18 protein-coding genes and 1 pseudogene are annotated in these 20,866 nt (G+C 62.2%); 13 read left to right on the top strand and 6 right to left on the bottom strand.

What is annotated here, in order from left to right:
* Nucleotides 1–17: 17 nt before the first annotated feature.
* Nucleotides 18–1,031: an ArsR/SmtB family transcription factor gene (locus tag H7B90_RS17955; protein ID WP_185137274.1), complete on the bottom strand. Its 1,014-nt coding sequence runs from the start codon at nucleotides 1,029–1,031 to the stop codon at nucleotides 18–20.
* 391 nt (nucleotides 1,032–1,422) lie between these two features.
* Here H7B90_RS17955 and H7B90_RS17950 point away from each other — a divergent pair, with 391 nt between their 5' ends.
* The 3 genes from H7B90_RS17950 to H7B90_RS17940 all read left to right on the top strand — a co-directional run bounded on the left by H7B90_RS17950 (nucleotide 1,423) and on the right by H7B90_RS17940 (nucleotide 4,680).
* Nucleotides 1,423–2,841, top strand: a complete 1,419-nt coding sequence (locus H7B90_RS17950) for an ABC transporter substrate-binding protein (RefSeq protein ID WP_185137273.1) — start codon at nucleotides 1,423–1,425, stop codon at nucleotides 2,839–2,841.
* A gap of 90 nt (nucleotides 2,842–2,931) precedes the next feature.
* Complete coding sequence (locus H7B90_RS17945) at nucleotides 2,932–3,819, top strand: carbohydrate ABC transporter permease (RefSeq protein ID WP_185137272.1); 888 nt, start codon at nucleotides 2,932–2,934, stop codon at nucleotides 3,817–3,819.
* A 24-nt stretch (nucleotides 3,820–3,843) separates the two neighbouring features.
* Nucleotides 3,844–4,680: a carbohydrate ABC transporter permease gene (locus H7B90_RS17940; protein WP_246578735.1), complete on the top strand. Its 837-nt coding sequence runs from the start codon at nucleotides 3,844–3,846 to the stop codon at nucleotides 4,678–4,680.
* A 177-nt stretch (nucleotides 4,681–4,857) separates the two neighbouring features.
* On the opposite strand, the gene H7B90_RS17935 is transcribed toward H7B90_RS17940, so the two are convergent.
* Nucleotides 4,858–5,130, bottom strand: a complete 273-nt coding sequence (locus H7B90_RS17935; protein WP_185137271.1) for a DUF6171 family protein — start codon at nucleotides 5,128–5,130, stop codon at nucleotides 4,858–4,860.
* Between the two features lie 118 nt (nucleotides 5,131–5,248).
* Here H7B90_RS17935 and H7B90_RS17930 point away from each other — a divergent pair, with 118 nt between their 5' ends.
* Nucleotides 5,249–6,232 (top strand): glycoside hydrolase family 43 protein, encoded by a 984-nt coding sequence (locus tag H7B90_RS17930; RefSeq protein ID WP_185137270.1) that lies wholly within the window; start codon nucleotides 5,249–5,251, stop codon nucleotides 6,230–6,232.
* Between the two features lie 20 nt (nucleotides 6,233–6,252).
* Nucleotides 6,253–7,671: an arabinan endo-1,5-alpha-L-arabinosidase gene (locus tag H7B90_RS17925; RefSeq protein ID WP_185137336.1), complete on the top strand. Its 1,419-nt coding sequence runs from the start codon at nucleotides 6,253–6,255 to the stop codon at nucleotides 7,669–7,671.
* A gap of 113 nt (nucleotides 7,672–7,784) precedes the next feature.
* Here the strand turns inward: H7B90_RS17925 and H7B90_RS17920 are convergent, their stop codons facing one another.
* Nucleotides 7,785–8,951: a YhgE/Pip domain-containing protein gene (locus H7B90_RS17920; RefSeq protein ID WP_185137269.1), complete on the bottom strand. Its 1,167-nt coding sequence runs from the start codon at nucleotides 8,949–8,951 to the stop codon at nucleotides 7,785–7,787.
* Nucleotides 8,952–9,130: 179 nt separating this feature from the next.
* On the opposite strand from H7B90_RS17920, the gene H7B90_RS17915 reads away from it, so the two are divergent.
* From H7B90_RS17915 to H7B90_RS17900, 4 genes and pseudogenes are all read left to right on the top strand, one after another.
* On the top strand, nucleotides 9,131–9,688 hold the full coding sequence (locus tag H7B90_RS17915; protein ID WP_185137268.1) for a PadR family transcriptional regulator: 558 nt from the start codon (nucleotides 9,131–9,133) through the stop codon (nucleotides 9,686–9,688).
* A gap of 258 nt (nucleotides 9,689–9,946) precedes the next feature.
* Nucleotides 9,947–10,921: pseudogene (rpoD, locus tag H7B90_RS17910) on the top strand (RNA polymerase sigma factor RpoD); the annotation flags it as partial.
* Nucleotides 10,922–10,967: 46 nt separating this feature from the next.
* The gene (locus H7B90_RS17905; RefSeq protein ID WP_185137266.1) at nucleotides 10,968–11,213 is read left to right on the top strand and encodes a hypothetical protein; all 246 of its coding nucleotides are present in this window, start codon (nucleotides 10,968–10,970) and stop codon (nucleotides 11,211–11,213) included.
* Between the two features lie 96 nt (nucleotides 11,214–11,309).
* Nucleotides 11,310–13,592, top strand: a complete 2,283-nt coding sequence (locus H7B90_RS17900; RefSeq protein ID WP_185137265.1) for an ATP-dependent DNA helicase — start codon at nucleotides 11,310–11,312, stop codon at nucleotides 13,590–13,592.
* Here H7B90_RS17900 and H7B90_RS17895 read toward each other — a convergent pair.
* Complete coding sequence (locus tag H7B90_RS17895; protein ID WP_185137264.1) at nucleotides 13,589–14,194, bottom strand: TetR/AcrR family transcriptional regulator; 606 nt, start codon at nucleotides 14,192–14,194, stop codon at nucleotides 13,589–13,591. The genes H7B90_RS17900 and H7B90_RS17895 overlap by 4 nt on opposite strands.
* Nucleotides 14,195–14,335: 141 nt before the next feature.
* Between H7B90_RS17895 and H7B90_RS17890 the strand changes: the two genes are divergently transcribed.
* Complete coding sequence (locus tag H7B90_RS17890) at nucleotides 14,336–14,839, top strand: hypothetical protein (RefSeq protein ID WP_311772752.1); 504 nt, start codon at nucleotides 14,336–14,338, stop codon at nucleotides 14,837–14,839.
* Here H7B90_RS17890 and H7B90_RS17885 read toward each other — a convergent pair.
* Nucleotides 14,836–15,465 carry a LysE family translocator gene (locus H7B90_RS17885; RefSeq protein WP_185137263.1) on the bottom strand — a complete coding sequence of 210 codons (630 nt, stop codon included), beginning with the start codon at nucleotides 15,463–15,465 and terminating at the stop codon, nucleotides 14,836–14,838. The genes H7B90_RS17890 and H7B90_RS17885 overlap by 4 nt on opposite strands.
* A 128-nt stretch (nucleotides 15,466–15,593) precedes the next feature.
* Here H7B90_RS17885 and pdxR point away from each other — a divergent pair, with 128 nt between their 5' ends.
* Nucleotides 15,594–17,051, top strand: coding sequence for a MocR-like pyridoxine biosynthesis transcription factor PdxR (gene pdxR, locus H7B90_RS17880; protein WP_185137262.1), 1,458 nt, complete (start codon nucleotides 15,594–15,596; stop codon nucleotides 17,049–17,051).
* A gap of 127 nt (nucleotides 17,052–17,178) precedes the next feature.
* Nucleotides 17,179–17,772: an ATP-binding protein gene (locus tag H7B90_RS17875; protein WP_185137261.1), complete on the top strand. Its 594-nt coding sequence runs from the start codon at nucleotides 17,179–17,181 to the stop codon at nucleotides 17,770–17,772.
* Nucleotides 17,773–17,908: 136 nt separating this feature from the next.
* Here H7B90_RS17875 and H7B90_RS17870 read toward each other — a convergent pair whose 3' ends face one another.
* On the bottom strand, nucleotides 17,909–18,667 hold the full coding sequence (locus tag H7B90_RS17870) for an exodeoxyribonuclease III (RefSeq protein WP_185137260.1): 759 nt from the start codon (nucleotides 18,665–18,667) through the stop codon (nucleotides 17,909–17,911).
* A gap of 370 nt (nucleotides 18,668–19,037) precedes the next feature.
* Here H7B90_RS17870 and H7B90_RS17865 point away from each other — a divergent pair, with 370 nt between their 5' ends.
* Nucleotides 19,038–20,675, top strand: coding sequence for an ABC transporter substrate-binding protein (locus tag H7B90_RS17865; RefSeq protein WP_185137259.1), 1,638 nt, complete (start codon nucleotides 19,038–19,040; stop codon nucleotides 20,673–20,675).
* Nucleotides 20,676–20,866: the final 191 nt, after the last annotated feature.

Here is a 20,866-nt window from a genome sequence, read left to right as displayed (position 1 = left end):
GCCCCTTCGGGCTTGCGTTATTTGCGCTCGCGCTTGCGGCCGCCCTTGGCTGCGGCCCCGTTCGGCTCGGCGGTCGACTGCGCGCGGGCGTTCGCGTCCTCGTCCTCCGGCTCCGCGGCGGGCACGACCTTCTCGTAATACAAGCGGAACACGATATCCTGCTTGTAGTTGCCGAAGCCGTTCCCGAACAGGGTGAAGCCGCCGATGTTGCGGGAATCGCCCTCGATGGCGATGCGCAGCGTCCACTGCTTATCCCACACGTTGATCTGCTCCAGCGTGACGTCGGACATCGGGTGGCCGTCCATCCGGGTGCCGAGGTTGGTCACGGTCAGATGCTTGAGCAGTCCGTATTGGTTGATGTCGTCGGGCCACCACGGGGGATTGTACTTGCCTCGCTTGTCCCCGAAGTCGCCCGGGCTTGTCCACGTGCCGAGCTTGACGTTGTTCATATAGAAGGTCAAGTCGGAAGGCCAGTTGTTGTTCGTGAGAGGGGCTTCCGAAGCGATCTCCATGGAGATGACCAGCTCGGTCGGATTCTCCGTCGAGAGCAGGAAGTTCGGGATCTTGTATTCGATGAAGCCTTCGCTGAACCAGACGATCTTGGCTTGGAACCGTTCGGCGTCGAGAAAAGAACGGGGATCGTCGACGATGCCGATGAACTTCTCGGTCGTCGCCAGCCCGCAGGTCGGTTCCACCTGGAAGTCGGTGAAGTGGCCGACGGAGATCTCGCTCTGATGGTATTCGCGGATGTGCTCCAGCTTGTTCGGGAAAATAATCTCCGCCTCTTCCACCTGCAAGGAGCACACCTTCTGCACCCCGCCGCGGCTCGGCTGCATCTCGCTGCGCACGATTCCGGCCTTCTCCAGCTTCTTGATATGCATGGTCATGATGGCGCTGCTCAGGCCGACCGCTTCGGAGAGCTCCCGAATGTTCATCGGCTGCTTGGCCAGCAGGCGAATGACCTTGAGCCGGACGCTGCTCGCCAGCGCCTCGTACACCGGCAGCGACTTGTCGGAGATATCCAGATTCATAGGTTCCTCCAATGATCGAACGTCGAGACGGACGAAAGATTGCGTTGTATTAATACTATATATTTTTATTAACGAATTGGCAATGACCCTGGGCGGAATAACGTGATTTCAAGGTAAAAAGCGTAGGTCGTTAATATATTTATTAACATTAAAATAAATATATTTACAAAGTTGTTGACGTGTAAGCGCTTATCTGATATTGTTAATACAAGCCAAATATATTTGTGCAAATGTTAACGATTTAGCTATCCATTTCCATTCCGGCGCCGGAAGGCGTCGGGAAGGCTCGAGAGAAGGGTCGGCTCCGGCGAAGACCCTCTTTCTCGCACATTGGTGTATGCGGTTACACCATCGGCAAGTCCGGTCATTACACAAATGGAGGGGTTCTTGAATGGCTAAGAAGAGTTGGATCTCCGCACTGACGCTGGTTACGTCCGCAGGTCTCGTTCTAACGGCTTGCGGCGGCGGGAACGACAACGGAGGAGAGGCGAGCGCGCCGGCGAGCAGCCCGGCCGGCAGCCAGGCGAGCAGCCCGGCGAGCGGCGGGACCAAGGATCTGGGCAAGGCGGACCTGACCTTCATGTTCCGCGGCGGCCCGGACGAGCAGGCGGCCTACAAGAAGACGGTCGACCGATTCGAGAAGGACCATCCCGGCGTCAAGGTCAAGATCATTACGACCGCGGCCGACCAATACGCGACGAAGCTGAAGGCGGCCATCACCGGCAACAGCGTGCCGGACGTGTTCTACTACGACCCGGGCGACCTGATGGCCTACGTCAACGGCGGCGTGCTGCTCAAGCTGACCGACTACGTCCAGAACAACGCGGACATCGACATCAACAAGATCTGGAAGAAGGGCGTCGACCTGTACCGCTACGACGGCCAGACGGTCGGCCAAGGCGACATCTGGGGCTTGCCGAAGGATCTCGGGCCGTTCGCGATGGGCTACAACAAGACGATGTTCGAGAAGGCGGGCATCCCTCTGCCGGACAAGGACAAGCCGTATACGTGGGACGAGTTCATCAAGACCGCGCAGCAGCTGACCCTCGACACGAACGGCGACGGCAAGCTGGATCAATGGGGTACGGGCCTCAACGTCAACTGGACGCTCCAATCTCTCGTATGGAGCAATGGCGCGGACTGGATCGACTCGACCCATAAGAAGGTGACGATCGACGATCCGAAGTTCGCGGAAGCGCTGCAATTCTTCGCGGACATGCAGAACAAGTACAAGGTGACGCCTTCGATCTCCGAGGCGCAGACGCTCGATACGTACCAGCGTTGGATGCAAGGGCAGATCGGCTTCTTCCCGGTCGGACCTTGGGATATGAGCACGTACGAGAAGCTGCCGTTCGAATACGACCTGATCCCGTATCCGGCCGGCTCCACCGGCAAGACCGCCACCTGGCTCGGCTCGCTCGGCATCGGCGTCTCCAGCAAGACGAAGTATCCGGAAGCGGCCGCCGCTCTGACGATGTACCTGACCGGCTCCGAGGAAGGCATGAAGATGCTGTCCGACGCGAAGGTCCAGATGCCGAACCTGACCGACATGGCCCAGACCTGGGCGGCCGACACGTCCACGAAGCCGGCGAACAAGGAAGAGTTCCTGCAGATCGTCAACGACTACGGCCGTCCGATTCCAGGCATTCTCACTTACAACGCCGAATGGTACAACCTGTTCTTCACCGATATTCAGCCGGTGCTCGACGGCAAGATCACCGCGGCCGAATACGTGAAGCAGGAGCAGCCGAAGATGCAGAAGCTTCTCGACAAGGCGATCGAGCAGGAAGAGAAGTCCAAGTCCAAATAAGTTCACGACTCTCGGTGACGATGACGCCGTTCCCGCGCTCCGGCGCGGGAACGGCCGTCATTGGGGAGCCGGATATCCCGAGGTGAACCCATGACAACCAAATCCAAGCTGTACCGCAAGGAAGCCTACTGGGGCTATCTGTTCATCGCGCCGCCGGTCATCGGCTTCCTCGTCTTCGCGCTGTTCCCGGCGGTTTATTCGATCTACGGATCGTTCACGGACTGGGACGGCCTCGGCCAGATGAGCTTTATCGGGCTGGACAATTTCAAGGAGATTTTCCAAGACGAACTGTTCCACAAGGCGATGTACAACACGGTGTTCATGATGCTGGCCATTCCGGTCGGCATCGTCCTGGCGCTGCTGCTCGCCCTGGGGCTCAATCGCCGCATTCCGGGGACGACGGCGTTCCGGGCCATCTACTACATTCCGGTCATCTCGTCCATCGCGGCGATCTCGATCATGTGGAACCTGGCCTACAACGGCGACTTCGGCCTCGTGAACCAGTTCCTGGACCTGTTCGGCATCAAGGGCCCGAACTGGCTGCAGAACGTGCATACGGTCAAGCCGGCCATCATGATCATGATGGTGTGGAAGGGGCTCGGCTACACGATGCTGCTGTACCTCGCCGCGCTTCAGAGCGTGCCGAAGGATTATTACGAAGCGGCGGAGCTCGACGGCGCGAACGCGTTCAGCCGGTTCCGGCACATCACGTGGCCGATGGTGAAGCCGGTCACCTTCTTCGTCGTCGTGACGAACATTATCGGCGGCTCGCAGCTCTTCATCGAGATCAACATCATGACGAGCACCGGGGGTCCGGAATACAGCTCCGCGTCGGTCGTGTTCTACGTCTGGCAGAAGGCGTTCGGCAACCTGCAGATGGGCTACGCTTCGGCGATGTCCGTCATTCTCGGTCTGTTTATTTTCATCGTGACGCTCGTTCAGTTCAAGCTGGACCGGTCGTCGGAAGTCAACGAATAAGGTACGGGGAAGGGAGGAACCGCTGTGGCGCTTAGAAGGAAATGGGCCAATACGATCATCTTCGCGATTCTGCTGGTCGGCGCGGCGTTCATGATCGCCCCGCTCTTGTGGATGTTCACGACTTCCGTCAAGGATCGCATGGACGTGTTCGCGTTGCCGCCCGTATGGATTCCGAATCCGATGCACTTCGAGAAATACAAGGAGATCTGGGACAAGGGGCCGCTGCTCAGCGGCATCAAGAATAGCGCCATCGTCGCCGTGACGGTGACCGTCGTCGGGACGCTGACGTCCAGTCTGGCCGCATTCGCGTTCGCGAAGCTGCGCTTCCCGGGGAAGAACGCCGTCTTCCTGCTTCTGATCTCGTCTCTCATGATTCCGTATCCGTCGATCATGATCCCGCAATTCATGATGTTCTCCAAGATGGGATGGGTGGACACGCTGCTGCCGCTGATCATCCCCGGTCTGTTCGGCAACGTCGTCATGATCTTCTTCCTGAGGCAGTACCTGGCGAGCGTGCCGAACGCGCTCATCGAGGCGGCGAAGATCGACGGAAGCTCGTACCTCGGCATCTACGCGAGAATCGTGTTCCCGCTTATCCAGCCCGCGGTCGCCGCGCAGCTCATTCTGTGGTTCATGACGATCTGGAACGATTACCTCGCGCCGATCATCTACCTCAACTCGCCGGAGAAGCAGACGCTGCAGCTCGTCATCGCGAACTACAACGCCACGTACGCGATCCAGACCGACTACCCGCTCATCATGGCGGCGTCCGTCATCGCGCTGCTGCCGATGCTGATCGTCTTCGTCGCGTTCCAGAAGCAGATTATCGAATCGGTCGCCATCTCCGGCGTCAAAGGGTAATCGACAGCGTAATAAGGGGAAACCGACAGCGTTACAGGGTACATCGACAGCGTTGCAAGATCCGAATAGGCTTGCCGGTCCGGGCAAGGCCGCGAAGCCGCCGGACGGCGGCGTCATCCCGGCCCCGGAGGGGCGGGATTTTTTGTCGGCTCTTCTTCGCCTTGCCGCCATCGGGAATCAGGCTTCGGCTATCCAGCGGCTGCCGCCCGGAGACGGGCACGTATTGCTCCGCAGCTTGGCTCTCACCCGAACGAAGCAGCCGCAGTGGGAGCACGTCGTTCCGTATCGGAGAGAGGAACAGGCGGCGCAAGCGGCCAAGCGGCTCTCGTATTCCCGATCCTCGACGCAGGCGTCGGGGAAGCGGGCGAGCTTGTCCACCATCCGGTCGATCTGATCCGGCGTCACGTGGACGTCGGCGGAGCAGCCTTTGCAGGGGGAACGGTTCTGCATTCGCGCAGGCCTCCTTCTTCGGCAATCGAGAGAATGTCCTCATCATAGCAGATTTAACAACCGTAAGGCAGACAGAGATCATACAAACCTACCATAAGCTCTGGAGTGTGAGATGGCCATGTTGAATTCTACGCCGAAATCCGAAGTCGTCTACCGCGATCCGATCGTCTGGCAGCGCGCCGACCCCTGGATCTACAAGCATACGGACGGCTATTACTATTTTACCGGCTCGGTGCCCGCGTACGACGGCATCGAGATCCGCCGGTCGCGGACGATCGACGGGCTCTACGACGCCGAAGCGGCCGTCGTCTGGAAGAAGCACGAGAGCGGCCCGCTCAGCGCGAACATCTGGGCGCCGGAGCTGCACTTCATCGACGGCAAGTGGTACGTCTACTTCGCCGCGGCCCGCACGTCCGAGACGAAGGACGGCCTGTTCGACCACCGCATGTTCGTGCTGGAGTGCGCGGACGCCGATCCGCTGGCCGGCCGTTGGGTCGAGAAGGGGCAGCTCGTCACGAACTGGGAGTCGTTCTCGCTCGACGCCACGACGTTCGAGCACCGGGGCGTCCGCTACCTCGTCTGGGCGCAGCGCGACCCGGCCATCGCCGGCAACTCCAACCTGTACATCGCCGAGATGGATACTCCCTGGTCCATCAAGGGCGAGCAAGTGCTGCTGACCAAGCCGGAATACGATTGGGAGTGCATCGGCTTCCTCGTCAACGAAGGACCGGCGGTGCTCATTCGCGGCGGCAGGATCTTCCTCACCTACTCCGGCAGCGCCACCGACTACAACTACTGCATGGGCATGCTGACCGCTACGGAGGACGCCGATCTGCTCGATCCCGCGTCCTGGACGAAGTCGCCCGAGCCGGTCTTCCGCACGAACGAGGAGGCCAGCCGGTTCGGACCGGGCCACAACAGCTTCACCGTCTCGGAGGACGGCCGGACCGACCTGCTCGTCTACCATGCCCGCGATTACAAGGAGATCGTCGGCGACCCTCTCTACGACCCGAACCGCCATGCCCGCATCCAGGCGATCGAATGGCGGAACGGCATCCCGTTCTTCGGCGAGCCGAGACCGGGAAGACAGGATCGGGCATGAATCGGATGCTGAAGGGGTGCATGGCCATGCTGCTGATGGGAGCGCCTCTGATCGGCTGCTCGTCTTCGTCGCCGGACGGACCGAAGATCGTCTATCCGGAGAAGCCGGTCCAGTATCCGATGTACGACCGGACGACGCTGTACCGCGAGGCCGACTGGCATACGAACAACGCGCACGATCCTTCCATTATCAAGACGGAGGACGGCACCTACTACGTCGTCGGCACCGACGTCCGCGTCGGCGCGCCGCCGAAGCCGGGCATCATGGTCCGCAAGTCGAAGGACCTGATCGAGTGGGACTGGGTCGGCTACGCGCTGGACGGCATTCCGCGGGAAGCCGGCGAATGGACGGGGGCGACCAACCTGTGGGCGCCCGACGTCCACAAGTTCGGCGACAAGTACTACCTCTACTATGCCGCTTCCACCTTCGGCTCGAACCGGTCTTACATCGGGGTAGCGACCAGCTCGTCGATGGAAGGCCCGTGGGAGGACCAAGGGGAAGTCGTCAAGTCGGATACCGGCGACGAGATGAACGCGATCGACCCGAACATCGTCATCGACGCGGACGGCAAGCCGTGGATGAGCTATGGCTCCTTCTTCGGCGGCATCTACCTGATGGAGCTCGATCCCGCCACGGGCAAGCCGCTGAAGCCGGGCGACAAGGGCGTGCGGATCGCGAGACGAGATCCGGCCACCGAGGAAGGCGCCTTGGAAGGACCGTACATCGTCTACAACGAGAAGTTCAAGAAGTATTACTTGTTCGTCTCTTACGACTCTCTGTTCGCGGACTATAACGTACGAGTGGGGCGGTCGGACCGCATCGCGGGTCCTTACGTCGATATGAACGGCCGCAGCCTGGACGACGCGGATTACTTGCCGCAGTACGAGATCGGCAACAAGATCATGGGCGGCTACCGCTTCTCCGAAGGGGAGGGGTGGATCGGGCCCGGCCACAATTCCGTGCTGAACGACGGCGGCGACTATTACATCGTTCACCATGCCCGGCCCGAAGGGGACAAGAACTGGATGTATCTGCACGTCCGCCGGATGCTGTGGACGAAGGAAGGCTGGCCGGTCGTCTCTCCGGAGCGCTACGCGGGAGAGAAGGAGCAGAAGATCGCCAAGGCGGACGTCGCGGGCGATTGGGACCGCATCGTTTTCGACAAGGAGACGGACGGCCAATCGGAGGCGGTGCCGCTCAAGCTGCTCGCGAACGGCAGGATCGGCGCGAAGGACGGGCGAGACGAGTGGGCGTTCGACGGGGACCATACCGTGACGCTGACCTGGCGCGAGGAAGACGGCTCGGTCGCTTCGACCGAAGAGCTGCTGCTCCTGCCCGCCTGGGATTGGGAGCGGGACAAGCCGACGCTGGTTTTCACCGGATTAAGGAACGACGGCACGGGCGTCTGGGGCAAGAAGCTGGACGATCGGGACGATTAGGCGGGTTTACTATTATTAGGATAAAAGAACAGGACAGTCCTGCCGGAATCCGGCCGGGGCTGTCCTGTTTGCGTTACGGCGCATCGCCGGTTGAGCGTGCGGCGTGTCGGCGGTTAGTTCGCGGGGAGAGCGTCCGCCTCCGTCCGGGCCGGAGCTCCCGCGCCGCGCCGGCCGCGCAGGCCGGCGACGCCCCAGGAGACCGCCAGGCTGGCCGCGATCGTCGCCGCCAGAAGCAGGGCGTCCTTCCCGGAGCCGGCGCCGCCGAATTGCAGGTTCATGATGCCCTCGACCGCGTACGTGGCGGGGAGGTAGTGGCCGAGCGTCTGATAGAAGCCGCTCAGCATCGGTCTCGGCACGATCGTGCCGGAGGTGACGAGCTGCAGCGACAGCACCGCCATGTTGACGAACATGCCGGCCATTCCGAGCGAGATGAGGAACAGCTGCGCGAAGAACATGAAGGCGAGCATCGTCAGGAAGTGGAACAGCCAGAAGGAGGCGAAGCCGGCGTGCATCTGTCCGCCCAGCGCGGCGATCAGCGAGGAGCCGACGAGCGAGATGACGAGGGCGGCGAGGACGATGAGGAGCGAGCGGACGGCGATGTGCCGGCGAACCGTGAGGCGGGCACCGATCGCTTCGGACACTTGATGGACGTTCATCGCCATCAGCATGGCGCCGACGTAGGAAGCGAGGATGAGCATCATCGGCACCATCTGGTTATGCATGCCCTTCACCGGGTTCAGGATCGCCATGTCGGAGCCGACTTGGTCGAGCAAGCCTTGGGCGGTCCGGCCCGCTTCTTCCTCGGACAGGTTCGATTGGCGAAGAGCGACGGTCGTTCCCTGCAGGGCCGCTTGCTTGTTCAGTCCGGCGGTCAGGTTGGCGGCGACGGTTTGCATGACGCTTTTGGCCAACTGGGGGTTGGCGTCGTTCATCACATAGGAGAGGGTGGCCTGCTTGCCGGGCGCGGTGAGCGATTCGCCGAATCCGTTCGGCACGATGACGGCCAGCTGAACGCTTCGATCGGTCAAGTCGTCCATGGCTTCGGCGCGGGCGGCGGAGACGATCGGGAACGGAAGCTCGTCGCGCAGCTGCCGTTCGACGGACTGGCCGAACTCGCCGTCCTCGTTGACGAACGCGATCTTCAGCCGGTCCGTCCGGTCCATGACGCCGTCGTAGGCGGTCATCCAGACGACGCAGAAGATGATCTGGGCCATCAGCGCGACGACGATCGCGACGGTTGTTTGCGGCTTTTTCAAATACGTCTTCAGGGCGGTTCTCATGGGTTCATTCTCCATTCTTGGTTTAGGTCGTACTTAACATAGGTCAAATATAACCTATCTAATTTCTTTATGTCAATAAGGATATAAGTTAAATTTAACCTATGTTTCGAGGTTGTTCTGGCGGATGAGATAGATTAAAATGAACCTATATCGTTTTTGGACGAAAAGGAGGGGTTCCGATGAGCTCGATTCGCCAAGCTCTGCTGTCTCTGCTGGCGCGGGAGCCGCTCAGCGGATACGACATCAAGCAGCGGATGAACAACCGGCTGGGCCCGTTCTGGAAGGTGGGCAGCAATCAGGTGTATCCCGAGCTGGCCCGGATGGAGGAAGAGGGACTGGTCGCCCTGCAAGGGATCGAGCAGCACGACTACCGCCCGGCGCGCAAGCTGTACGAGATTACCGAGGCGGGCAGGGAAGCCGTCATCCGCTGGACGACGGAGCCTGGGGGAGCGGACCAGTACCGGGACGACTTCCTGCTCAAGGCGTACAACTCTTGGCTGGTCGATCCGGAGCGGATGATCGAGGGAATCCGCGAGATGAAGAAGCAGCACGAGGAGAAGCTGGCCGCTTACGAGGCGAAGGTCGCGGAGCTGACCTCGCAGCTGGCCGGGAGAAGCGTGGCCGATCCGCTGTTCTCCAGCATCTCGGTCGTCGAGTTCGGCGTCCGGTACGAGCGGCTGTACGTCGAGTGGTGCGAGGAGCTGATCGCGAAGCTGTCGCGCCGGGAACCCGAGTGATTGGGGATCAGGCTGGTACGTATACGCCAAAAAGAGCGGGACTCCTTCCGAAGGGAGGGCCCGCTCTTTTCCATAGAAGGAGCGTGCGAGAGACGAGGACCGCGCGGTTCGGGGCCGGGGAACGCATGGCTGGCCGAAAAATCAAAAATCCCCCGGCCAAGCAGCCGAGGGATCGCGGATTCCATCATTAGGGTATTGATCTAGGCGAATGAATTTGGTACAATGGCATATGCGCTTGATTTTGAATTATTTATTTATGCACCATTCCAATCATATCACATTCAAGCGAAGAAGTCAATATCTTATTTCCAAGAGAGAGGTACCGAAGGAGGGGTTCGAGGAATGTCGGACGACCGGACGATGGAGTTCGTGGATGGCGATGACCTGAATCTGCCGCCGGGGATCAAGATGGACGACCCGGTTCGCATGTACTTGAAGGAGATCGGGCGGGTTCCGCTGCTCTCCGCGGACGAGGAGATCGAGCTGGCGCAGAGGATCGAGCAAGGCGACGAGAAGGCCAAGCGGAGATTGGCCGAAGCGAACTTGCGGTTGGTCGTCAGCATCGCCCGCCGATACGTGGGGCGCGGCATGCTGTTCCTCGATCTCATCCAGGAAGGGAATATGGGCCTTATCAAGGCCGTCGAGAAGTTCGATTACCGCAAGGGCTTCAAGTTCAGCACGTACGCGACGTGGTGGATCCGCCAGGCGATCACCCGCAGCATCGCGGACCAGAGCCGGACGATTCGGATCCCGGTCCACATGGTGGAGACGATCAACAAGTTCGTTCGCGTCTCGCGCCAGCTGCTGCAGGAGCTCGGCCGCGAGCCGACGCCGGAAGAAGTCGGGAAGGCGATGGACCTGGACGCGGAGAAAATCCGGGAGATCATGAAGATCTCGCAGGACCCGGTCTCCCTCGAGACGCCGATCGGGGACGAGAACGACTCGAAGCTCGGCGAGTTCATCGAGGATCAGGAGGCGCTCGCCCCGGCCGACGCCGCGGCGTTCGAGCTCTTGAAGGAGCAGCTCGAGGACGTCCTCGACACGCTGACGGAGCGGGAGGAGAGCGTTCTGCGCCTCCGATTCGGCCTGGACGACGGGCGATCCCGCACGCTCGAGGAGGTCGGCCACGAATTCGGCGTCACGCGCGAGCGGATTCGCCAGATCGAGGCCAAGGCGCTGCGCAAGCTGAGGCATCCGAGCCGCAGCAAGCGGCTGAAGGATTTTCTGGAATAAGGGAAGCGACGACTCGGCCCAAGGGCTCGAGAGAGGAGATAGAGCGATGGAATCCGGATTCGTCATCCGCTGCCTGAGATGCGGCGGCGAGCATCGCGTCGTTCCGGGACGGCGCGACCATTACCGCAACGAGAGAATCGTGTTCGGCACGGACAACTACGGAGCCGACCAGATCTCCTGCGAGTGCGGGCAGGCGTTGGAGGAATACGGCCGCTACGAGAAGGGACCGGAGCCGGGAGAGCGGGAATTCGTCGTCGAATGGCGGGACATCAGCGGCGGCTCCCGGGGGTAGAGGTCCGAGCGGATAGCACTCCGTCGCCCGACCCGTCGGATTATGGTAGAATGATTCGTAGATGCGAACAAAATACGAACGCGGGTTGGGGAGACGATGGCGGAACGGGTGAGGATGGCGGTCAGGCCGCTGGTGGAATACGTCTTCCGAAGCGGCAGCCTGGACGGGGAGTTCCGGTCGGCGGCGTCGCTGGCGGAAGGCACGAGGGCGCACCAAGCGATTCAGAAGGAATACGGAGAGGCGGACCGGAGCGAGGTGTACGTCAGCGGAGAATTCGAGCGCGGCGAGCTCGTCTTCGAGATCGACGGGCGCTGCGACGGCGTGCGGACCGGAGAGGACGGAAGCGTCGCGATCGAAGAGATCAAGTCGACGGCCGGAGACGTGGCGCTGATCGATGAAGAGAGCTATCCCGTCCATTGGGCGCAAGCCTATTGCTATGCCTGCTTGTACGCTCGCGAGCACGGCTTGGACCGGGTCCGGATTCAACTGACGTACGTGCAGGTCGAATCGGGACAACAGAAGCGATTCCTCCGCGAAGCCACGGCGGCCGAGCTGGAGAGCTTCGTCGCGGACGTGCTGGACCGCTATGCCCCTTGGGCGCTGCTGACGATCCGCCGCCGGAAGCTTCGCGACGAGAGCATCGCCGCGCTGCCGTTCCCCTACCGCGAATACCGGAAGGGCCAGCGGAAGCTGGCGGGCGCCGTCTACCGGTCGATCGAGGCCGGGACGGGGCTGTTCGCCCGCGCGCCGACCGGCATCGGGAAGACGATGTCCACCGTCTTCCCGTCCGTCAAGGCGATGGGCCAAGGCCATCTTCAACAGATCTTCTATTTGACCGCGAAGAGCACGACGAGGGCGTCCGCCGAGGACGCCTTCTCGCGTCTGCGGGCGGAAGGGCTGCGCCTGCAGGCCGTGACGATCACGGCGAAGGAGAAGATCTGCTTCCGGGACCAAGTCGACTGCCGCGCCCAGGCGTGCGAATTCGCCGACGGGTACTACGACCGGATCAACGGGGCTCTGCTGGATCTGCTGTCCTCGGAGGATACGGTCGACCGCGGCGCCATCGAGAAGTACGCGCGGAAGCACCGCGTCTGCCCGTTCGAGATGTCCCTCGACGCCGCCTACGCGGCGGACGCCGTCATCTGCGACTATAATTACGTGTTCGACCCGCGCGTCTCGCTCAAGCGGATGCTCGCGGAGAAGAAGTCGCAGACCGTTCTCCTCGTCGACGAGGCCCACAATCTGCCGGACCGGGCGAGGGAGATGTACTCCGCCGAGCTGGACAAGCGGAGATTCCTTCAGCTCGAGAGGGAGTTCAAAGCGGGGAATCCCGCGCTGCGGGATGCGGCCAAGGCCGTCAACCGGCTGTTCATCGGCTTGCGGAAGCGAGGGAACGGGCGGTCCTACTCGTTCAAGGACAAGCCCGAGGAGCTGCTGCTGGCGGCGGAGACGTTCGCCTCCGAAGCGGAGAAGGCTCTGGCGAGCCGGCAGGGCGCCCCCTCGGGCGACGACCTGCTGCTCGAGACGTACTTCGCCGCGTCGGCCTTCGTCCGGATCGGCAAGCTGTACGACGAGCGCTACGCCGTCCTCGTCGATTGCTCCGGCCACGAAGTCCGGGCGAAGCTGCTCTGCCTCGATCCTTCGGAGCCGCTTCGGCAGACGGGCAAAGGCTTCAAGTCGCGCGTCTTCTTCTCGGCGACGCTGTCCCCGCTCGGCTTCTACATGGACGTGCTGGGAGCGAAGGAAGACGATTATTCGGTGTCGATCCCGTCTCCCTTCGACCCCGGCCAATGGGACGTCTCCGTCCGGCCGTTGTCGACCCGGTACGCCGACCGGGAGAGGAGCGTCGGGCCGATCGCCCGGCTTCTGGGCGAGCTTCTGGCACGGCGAAGGGGGCGCTATCTGTTTTTCTTCCCGTCCTATGCGTTCATGAACGACGTCTACGCGGCCTTCGCGGCCGGCTATGACGGCAAGTTCCCGACGCTTCTGCAGGAAGCCGGCATGTCGGAGCCGGAGAGGGAGGCGTTCCTCGCCCGGTTCTCGGAGGACGCCGAAGAGACGCTCGCGGGGTTCGCCGTGCTGGGCGGCGCGTTCTCCGAGGGCGTCGATCTGGTCGGGGACCGGCTCACCGGCGTCGTCGTCGTCGGGGTCGGGCTTCCCCAGCTCGGCCCGGAGCGCGAGCTGATCCGCGAGTATTACGAAGCCGCGACCGGACGCGGGTTCGAATACGCCTACGTGATCCCGGGCATGAACAAAGTGCTCCAGGCCGGAGGGCGGCTCATCCGGTCCGAGACCGACAGCGGAACGCTCGTGCTCGTCGACGACCGCTACCTGCAGCCGGCGTACCGCCGCCTCCTGCCGGAGGAATGGCGGGTCTAGCGAGGCCGGTTCTCCTTGAGGATGCCGTCGAGATGGCGCATGACGATGGGCAGCAGCTCTTCGCGGCGAAGGCGGTCCGGATGCGTCGCATGGTGCACGACGAGCCCGTCGACGAGCGCGTGCAGCCGCTTCGCCTCGAAGTCGGCGTCGATCCCCTCCTTGGCCAGTCCATGGGCGATGAGCGGGTCGATGATCCGGCGGAGTCCCGCGTACAATTCCTCATGCACCTCTTGGCTGAGCGCCCGAATGGCCGGGTCGGACGAGGCCTTCCCCGCGAAGGCGAGCCATACTTCCGATTCCCCCGCCCGCTCGTCGTCGAGAGGGAGCAGCTCCCCGATCACCCTCTCGATATCCTCCCGGGGATTCCCGCTCCAAGGCAGACGCAGAATCCGTTCGTTGGCCCGCTCCGAGATCAGCCTCATGGAGTAGGCGAGAAGCTCGTCCTGCGAATCGAAGTAATGGCGCATCGCTCCGAGAGAGATTCCCGTCTCTTCGGCGACGCGGCGCGCGGACACCCCGTCCAGCCCGTCCCGTCGGATGACGCGCCAGACGGCTTCGGCGATTTTCTCTTTTCGTTCGTTGTGATCCACGATTTTCGGCATGGCTTTATTATAGCACGCTTGTTTTTTAATACAATCGTGTTATAATAACCTCAGCTTTTTGCAATACAGTCGTCTTAAAAAAAGGAGGACACCGCCATAGCCGCGTTCATTATCGGCTGCGAAGTCGCATTCTGGGTATTCGTGCTCGCGGGCCTGGTCTGCCGATACCTGCTCAAGCTCCGGGCGGCGGGGGCCGCGCTGCTCTTCTGCACCCCGCTGATCGACGTCGCTCTTCTCGTCGCGACCGCGATCGACCTTCGAGGCGGGGCCGAAGCCGACTTCACCCACGGTCTGGCCGCCATCTATATCGGAGTCTCCATCGTGTACGGGCACTCGATGATCCGCTGGGCGGACGTTCGCTTCGCGCAACGGTTCGCGGGAGGCCCCGCCCCGGCGAAGCCGGCCAAGTACGGCGAGGAGCACGCCCGCCGCGAACGGCAGGGCTGGTTCCGCCACCTGGCCGCTTGGGCGATCGGCTGCGCCATTCTCTACGGCATGACCGTCTGGATCGACGCCGCGGACCGCACGCAGAGCCTGGTTCAGATCATTCGGGGATGGTCGGGCGTGCTCGGCATCGACTTCCTCATCAGCTTCAGCTACACGCTGTTCCCCCGCCGGCGGAAGGATTCCGCCCGCACCCCTTAACCCCCCGCGAACCAAATCGTTCCAAGAGCGATCAGCAGGCCGCCCATCGCTCTCTCGATCCAGTGGGAGACGCCGAAGTAACGTCTCCTCACCGGCGGGGAGGACAGGAAGCCCGCTACCAGCGACATCCACGCCCATTCGACGGCCGCGATCGTGGCTCCGTAGAACAGGCGGGCGGCCAAGGGGGTGCCGGCATCGACGATCTGCGTGAAGAACGCGAGGAAGAACACGATGACTTTCGGATTGAGCAGACAGGTCGAGAGGCCGAGCCGGTAGGCCCGGGCCCGCGACATCTCTTCTTCAGGCCGGCCGGAAGCCCCGGCGTCGAGCCCTTCTTTTTTTCTCGCCCGCACCGAACGAAGTCCGATATAGATCAAGAAGACCGCTCCCGCCCATCGTACCCCTTCGAAAAGCGCCGGAGCCTCCGTCAAGAACAGGCCGATTCCGGCCAGACACGCTCCGACCGAGATCAGGTTCGCCGTGCCGAGCCCGAGAGCCGTCCACAATCCGGCCCGGCGGCCGTAGACGGCGCTGTTGCGGATCGTCATGAACAGGTTCGGCCCGGGAACGGCCACCCCCATCCATCCGATGCCGACCACGAACAACCATTGACTTATATGCGCCATAAGGATCCCTTCTTCCGCCGTTTCCTGTATAGTAATGAAGAAAAGCGGTTCCCTGTAGATCCATTCGGACGGGGATCGGATGGAGCCAATTATCGATAGGAGGAAGCGTGGGAAGGGGGAAGGGGCTCATGTGGGTAGCGATCGAGCTCGTCGAAGGGCGGACGATTATCCGGCAAGTGTACGAACAGATCCGTGCCCGAATCGTTAACGGGGAGCTGGCGGAGGGAGAACGGCTGCCCTCGACCCGTCTGCTGGCGAAGGCGCTTGGAGTCTCCCGCAACGTGGTGCTGGAAGCTTACGAGCTGCTTCGGGCGGAGGGATTCACGGAGAGCCGCCAGGGGGCGGGCACCTATGTCGCCGGCGGAACGTATCTCGAGAAGGCGGGTGCCGGCGGAGAGGACGCGCCCGCAGAGGGCGAGCTTGAGCTTGAGCTTGCGCGGCGCGAGCTTGCGGAGGCGGGGCAGGGGGCTTGGCCGGACGGGGCGGAAGCGATCGTCGACTTCCGCTCGGGCGTGCCGGCGCTGGACCGCTTCCCGCGCAAGCTGTGGGGGCGGCTCTACGAGCAAGTCTGCGCGGAGACGCGGCCGGAAGCGCTCGGCTACGGCCGGCCGGAAGGCCGGTACGAGCTGCGGAGCGAGCTGGCCCGGTATTTGCGCGCGGCGCGCGGCGTCGTCTGCCGGCCGGAGCAGGTCGTCGTCACGTCGGGAGCGACTCAGGCGCTGACGATCGCGGCGAAGCTGCTGCTGGCCCCGGGGGCGCGCGTTCTCCTCGAGGATCCGATGATTCGCGAGGTTTACGAGATTTTCGGCCAGCCGGGGACGGAGCTCGTTCCGGTTCCCGTGGACGAGGACGGCATGAACACGTCCCTCATCGATCCGTCCGAACGGCCCGCTCTCATCTATGTCACCCCTTCGCACCAGTTCCCGACCGGGGGCGTACTGCCGATCCGGAGGAGAATCGATCTCGTCCGGCTGGCGAGGGCGTCCGGAGGCTATATCGTCGAAGACGATTACGACAGCGAGTTCCGCTTCGAGGGGCCGCCGATCAGCTCCCTGCAGGGCCTGGAGCCGGACCGCGTCATCTACGTCGGCACGTTCAGCAAGCTGCTGCTTCCTTCTCTTCGCCTCGGCTACATGATTCTGCCGCCCTCTCTCGTGGAGCGGGCGCGCGAGGCGAAGCGGCTGTCCGACCTTCACGTGCCGTCGCTGGAGCAGCTGGCGATGGCCCGGTTCATGCGTGGAGGCCATCTGGAACGGCACGTCGCCGCGGCGAGGAAGCTGTACCGGGCCCGCCGCGACGCGCTGGTCGCAGCCTTGGCCGCCGAGTTCGGGGACCGCGCGAAGGTGCGCGGCCATCTGGCGGGGATTCATCTCGTGGCGGCCTTCGAGGGCATCCGGTTCACCGATGACCTGGTGGCCTCGATCCAAGAGCGCGGAGTCCGCGTCTATCCGGTGCGGGCGCACGCGTTGAGCGTCGGGGAGCGGGAGAACGAGCTGATTCTCGGCTACGGCAACGTCGCGGAGGAGCGGATTCGCGAAGGAGTCGCCCGGCTTCGCGGAGTTCTGGACGCTTACGGGAGCCGCTGACGGCCTCGGACGACAGTTACAACCATCGGCGCCTGGCGGCCGTCTAATTGGAGAAGGCGGGAGGCGCGGCAGTGCCGTCGACGCCGCCTCCGAAGCGTATCGACTATCCTCCGCCGAGGTGAGCGAGTTGATTCTATGGGTGAACGGGGCGTTCGGTTCCGGCAAGACGCAGACGTCGCACGAGCTGCATCGAAGAATTCCGAATTCGTACGTGTTCGATCCGGAGAACGCGGGCTTCTACATTCGCCGCAACGTGCCCAAGGAGCTGAGGCTTGGCGACTTCCAGGACTTCCCGATGTGGCGGAGCATCGCCTACGAGATGCTCGGCTATCTGGACCGCGAATACGGCGGAATCGTGATCGTGCCGATGACGGTGGTCGATCCGTCCTACTTCGGGGAGATCGTCGGCCGCCTGAGGGCGGACGGCGCCGACGTCCGCCACTTCGCCCTGTGCGCGTCGAAGGAGACTCTTCTGCGCAGGCTGCGCAGCCGGGGCGACGGCGCGAATTCGTGGCCGGCGCTTCAGATCGACCGCTGCGTGGAAGGGTTGAAGAACGAAGCGTTCCGGCACCATCTGGACACGGAAGGGCTGTCGGTGGCGGAAGCGGCCGAGGCGATCGCCAATCTGGCGGGAATCCGGCTCGTTCCCGACAACCGAGGTCCTCTGCGGAAGTGGGCGGACCGGGTTCGCACCCAGATCGGGCATATACGTTGGCGCTAGCCGCGATCGGGCGCCCGGCTTGCGGCGTCGATGACGAGGCGCGGCGGATGATCTCCGAATAGCCGCGGCCGGAATCGGGAGGTTCACAGGCAGAGGGAGGGCGTCTCTTCGACGCCCCGTTCTCGTCCCCTGCGGCTTACAGGTCCTTCACTTCCAGCGTCACCGGGCAATGGTCGCTGCCGAGCACGTGGGCGTCGATGCCCGCGTCGACCAGGTACGGAACGAGCCGCTCCGAAGCGAGGAAGTAATCGATGCGCCAGCCGACGTTGCGCTCCCGCACCTTCGGCATGTTGGACCACCACGTGAAGGCGTCCGTCCGGTCCGGGTAGAAGTGCCGGAACGTGTCGACGAACCCGGCGTCCAGCAGCTTCGTCATTTTCTCCCGTTCCTCGTCGGTGAAGCCGGAGTTGCCCCGATTGCTCCGCCAGTTCTTGATGTCGATCTCCTTATGGGCGACGTTCAGGTCCCCGCAGGCGATGACCGGCTTCCGCTCGTCCAGCTGGAGCAGGTACGCGCGGAACCGGTCCTCCCACTCCATCCGATAGTCCAGGCGGGACAGGTCCCTCTTGGCGTTCGGGGTGTAGACGGTGACCAGGTGGAAATTCTCGAACTCGAGCGTCAGAATCCGGCCTTCGGGTTCACGGTCCTCTTCCATGCCGTAACGGACGGACAGCGGCTTGAGCTTCGTGAACACGGCCGTTCCGGAGTAGCCCTTCTTCTCCGCGTAGTTCCAATAGAGCGAGTATTCCTCGCCGTATTCCAGGCAGATCTGCCCCTCTTGCAGCTTCGTCTCCTGAACGCAGACGACGTCCGCGCCCGAATCCCTCACATAGTCGTTGAACCCTTTGTTCACGCAGGCCCGCAGGCCGTTCACGTTCCAAGAAGCCAGCTTCATGTTCGATCGATCTCCTACTCTGCGAACCTATTGATTTCTTCTTCTAAGTGTACCATAGGACGCCCATGGCAAGCATGAGTCCGCCGGCTAGTCGTCGGAGCGCGGCATGGGAGAGGCCCATGAGCTTGATGGATGCGTGCGCGATCGATGACGCGATCGATGATAGATTATGACATTAAAAGTTAATACTGTTCATATATTCAAACCCCTTGATATCCTCGCCACATGCCCCAAACTCGCAAGAACCTTCATTTTGCCGCGTTTGACGGGTCTGCACGAGACAAGGATGCCTATAAAATAGTATTGACTATTAAATTCTTTATCATGAAGAATACTAGTAGCGAATTAGGAATTGCTCGAAGGAGAATAAATGGACTTCGGACCGATGAGGAAATCCGCGTTGGCGGCGGCGTTGGCGGCGGCATTGACGATGATGCCGGCTTGCGGCGGCCACGATAACGGGACCGGGAATCCGGCCGCGACGGCGCGAACCGCGGACGGCGGGAAGAAGACGGTCAACATCGGCGTCACCTACTCGCCGGGCGTCGTCAACCCGCTTACCGCGGTGGGGATGGTGTCGACGCAAGTGACGAGCCTGATGTTCCTGCCGCTCGTGGAGCTGGACTCCGATCTGACCTACAAGCCGATGCTTGCGGATTCGATCGAGACCTCGGACAACAAGACCTTCACGGTCAAGCTGAACCCGAGGGCGAAGTGGACGGACGGCGCCCCGGTCACCGCGGACGACGTTATCTTCACGCTGGAGCTGATCGCGAACCCCAAGGTCGGCTCCAGGTACGCCTACATGTTCGCGATTCTGGAAGGGCTGGATGACGAGGGCCGCCTTCCCGAGGGACGGACCTCCATCGCCGGAGTCAAGAAGGCGGACTCCTATACGCTGACCTTGACGACGAAGGCGCCGACGACTCTGAACATCTTCAAGGATACGATCGGGCGCAACCTGAAGACGCTGCCGCGGTTCGCGCTCGAGAACATCCCGCCGGAGGACCTGAACGAGAGCGAATTCATGCGGAAGCCGACCGTGACGAACGGTCCGTTCAAGCTGGTCAGCCTCGACCTCGACCACTTCGTTCAGCTGGAGGCCAACAAGGACTATTTCAAGGGCGCGCCGAAGCTCGACGAATTGAACTTCAAGGTGCTGCCGGGGACGGCCGTCTCCGCCCAGCTCCAGAACGGCGAGATCGATATGAACATCCCGTCCGCGGGCGTCATTCCGATCGACGATTACGAGAAGATCAAAGGGCTCCGCACCATCGCGACCGTCAGCGGGCCCCCGCTCGCCGCCCCGTTCATGTACATCAACGAGAAGGTCGTGCCGGACGCGAAGACGAGACAAGCGATCTCTTACGCGATGAACCGCGAGCTGATCGTCGGCAAGCTGCTCAAGGGGGCCGGCGAAGCGGTGGACGGCTTCTTCACCAGCTATAGCCCTTACCGGGACGAGAGCCTCCGGCCGGTCGCCTACGACCCGAAGAAGGCGAAGCGCCTGTTGAAGGAATCCGGCTGGGATTCCGGCAAGACGCTGACGATGTCGGTTCTGTCCGGCGACAGCACGCTGGAGCAGGCGGCGAACCTGATCGCGGAGAATCTGACGGCGGCGGGCTTCAACGTGCAAATCCGGATGACCGATCTGTCCGCTCTGCTCGAGAAGCTGTTCAGGAAGGACTACGATCTGGCCGTTCTCACGGTCGCCCTGACGCCGGTGAATCCGTTGCCGGACATTGCGTACTTCCTGCAGGACGGCAACCCGACCGGCTACCGGAACGAGGAGATCGAGAAGCTTCTCTCGCGGCTGGCGGCCGAGACGGACGAATCGAAGATCAAGGAGGACTACGCCCGGCTGCAGCAGATCGTCGCCGAGGACGTGCCGATGCCCTCCATCTACGCGACGAAGGCGCTGGGCGCCGTGAACGACCGGGTAACGGGCGCGACGCCGAAGGACTTCGGAATGTTTATCAACGTTAACGAATGGGACGTTCGATATTAAACGGCATTAACGAATCGTTCGCCCGAAAAAAAAGCGGCGTAGAAATGGTAACGAGCTAACCATGTCTAAACAGGCGGAGATTGAGGAGGAAATAGCCGAAAACCGACGCCTGTCTGCCAAATGCAAAGAAAAAACTTACGCCTCGGCGCGGAAGAACTCAGCCGGAAGAACGTGTCAAACGTCTGTGATAA

Source organism: Cohnella xylanilytica (genome assembly GCF_014212175.1).
Classification (GTDB): domain Bacteria; phylum Bacillota; class Bacilli; order Paenibacillales; family Paenibacillaceae; genus Cohnella; species Cohnella xylanilytica.
The sequence above is the reverse complement of the archived record's forward strand: the minus strand, read 5'-3'. Positions and strand labels throughout refer to the sequence as shown.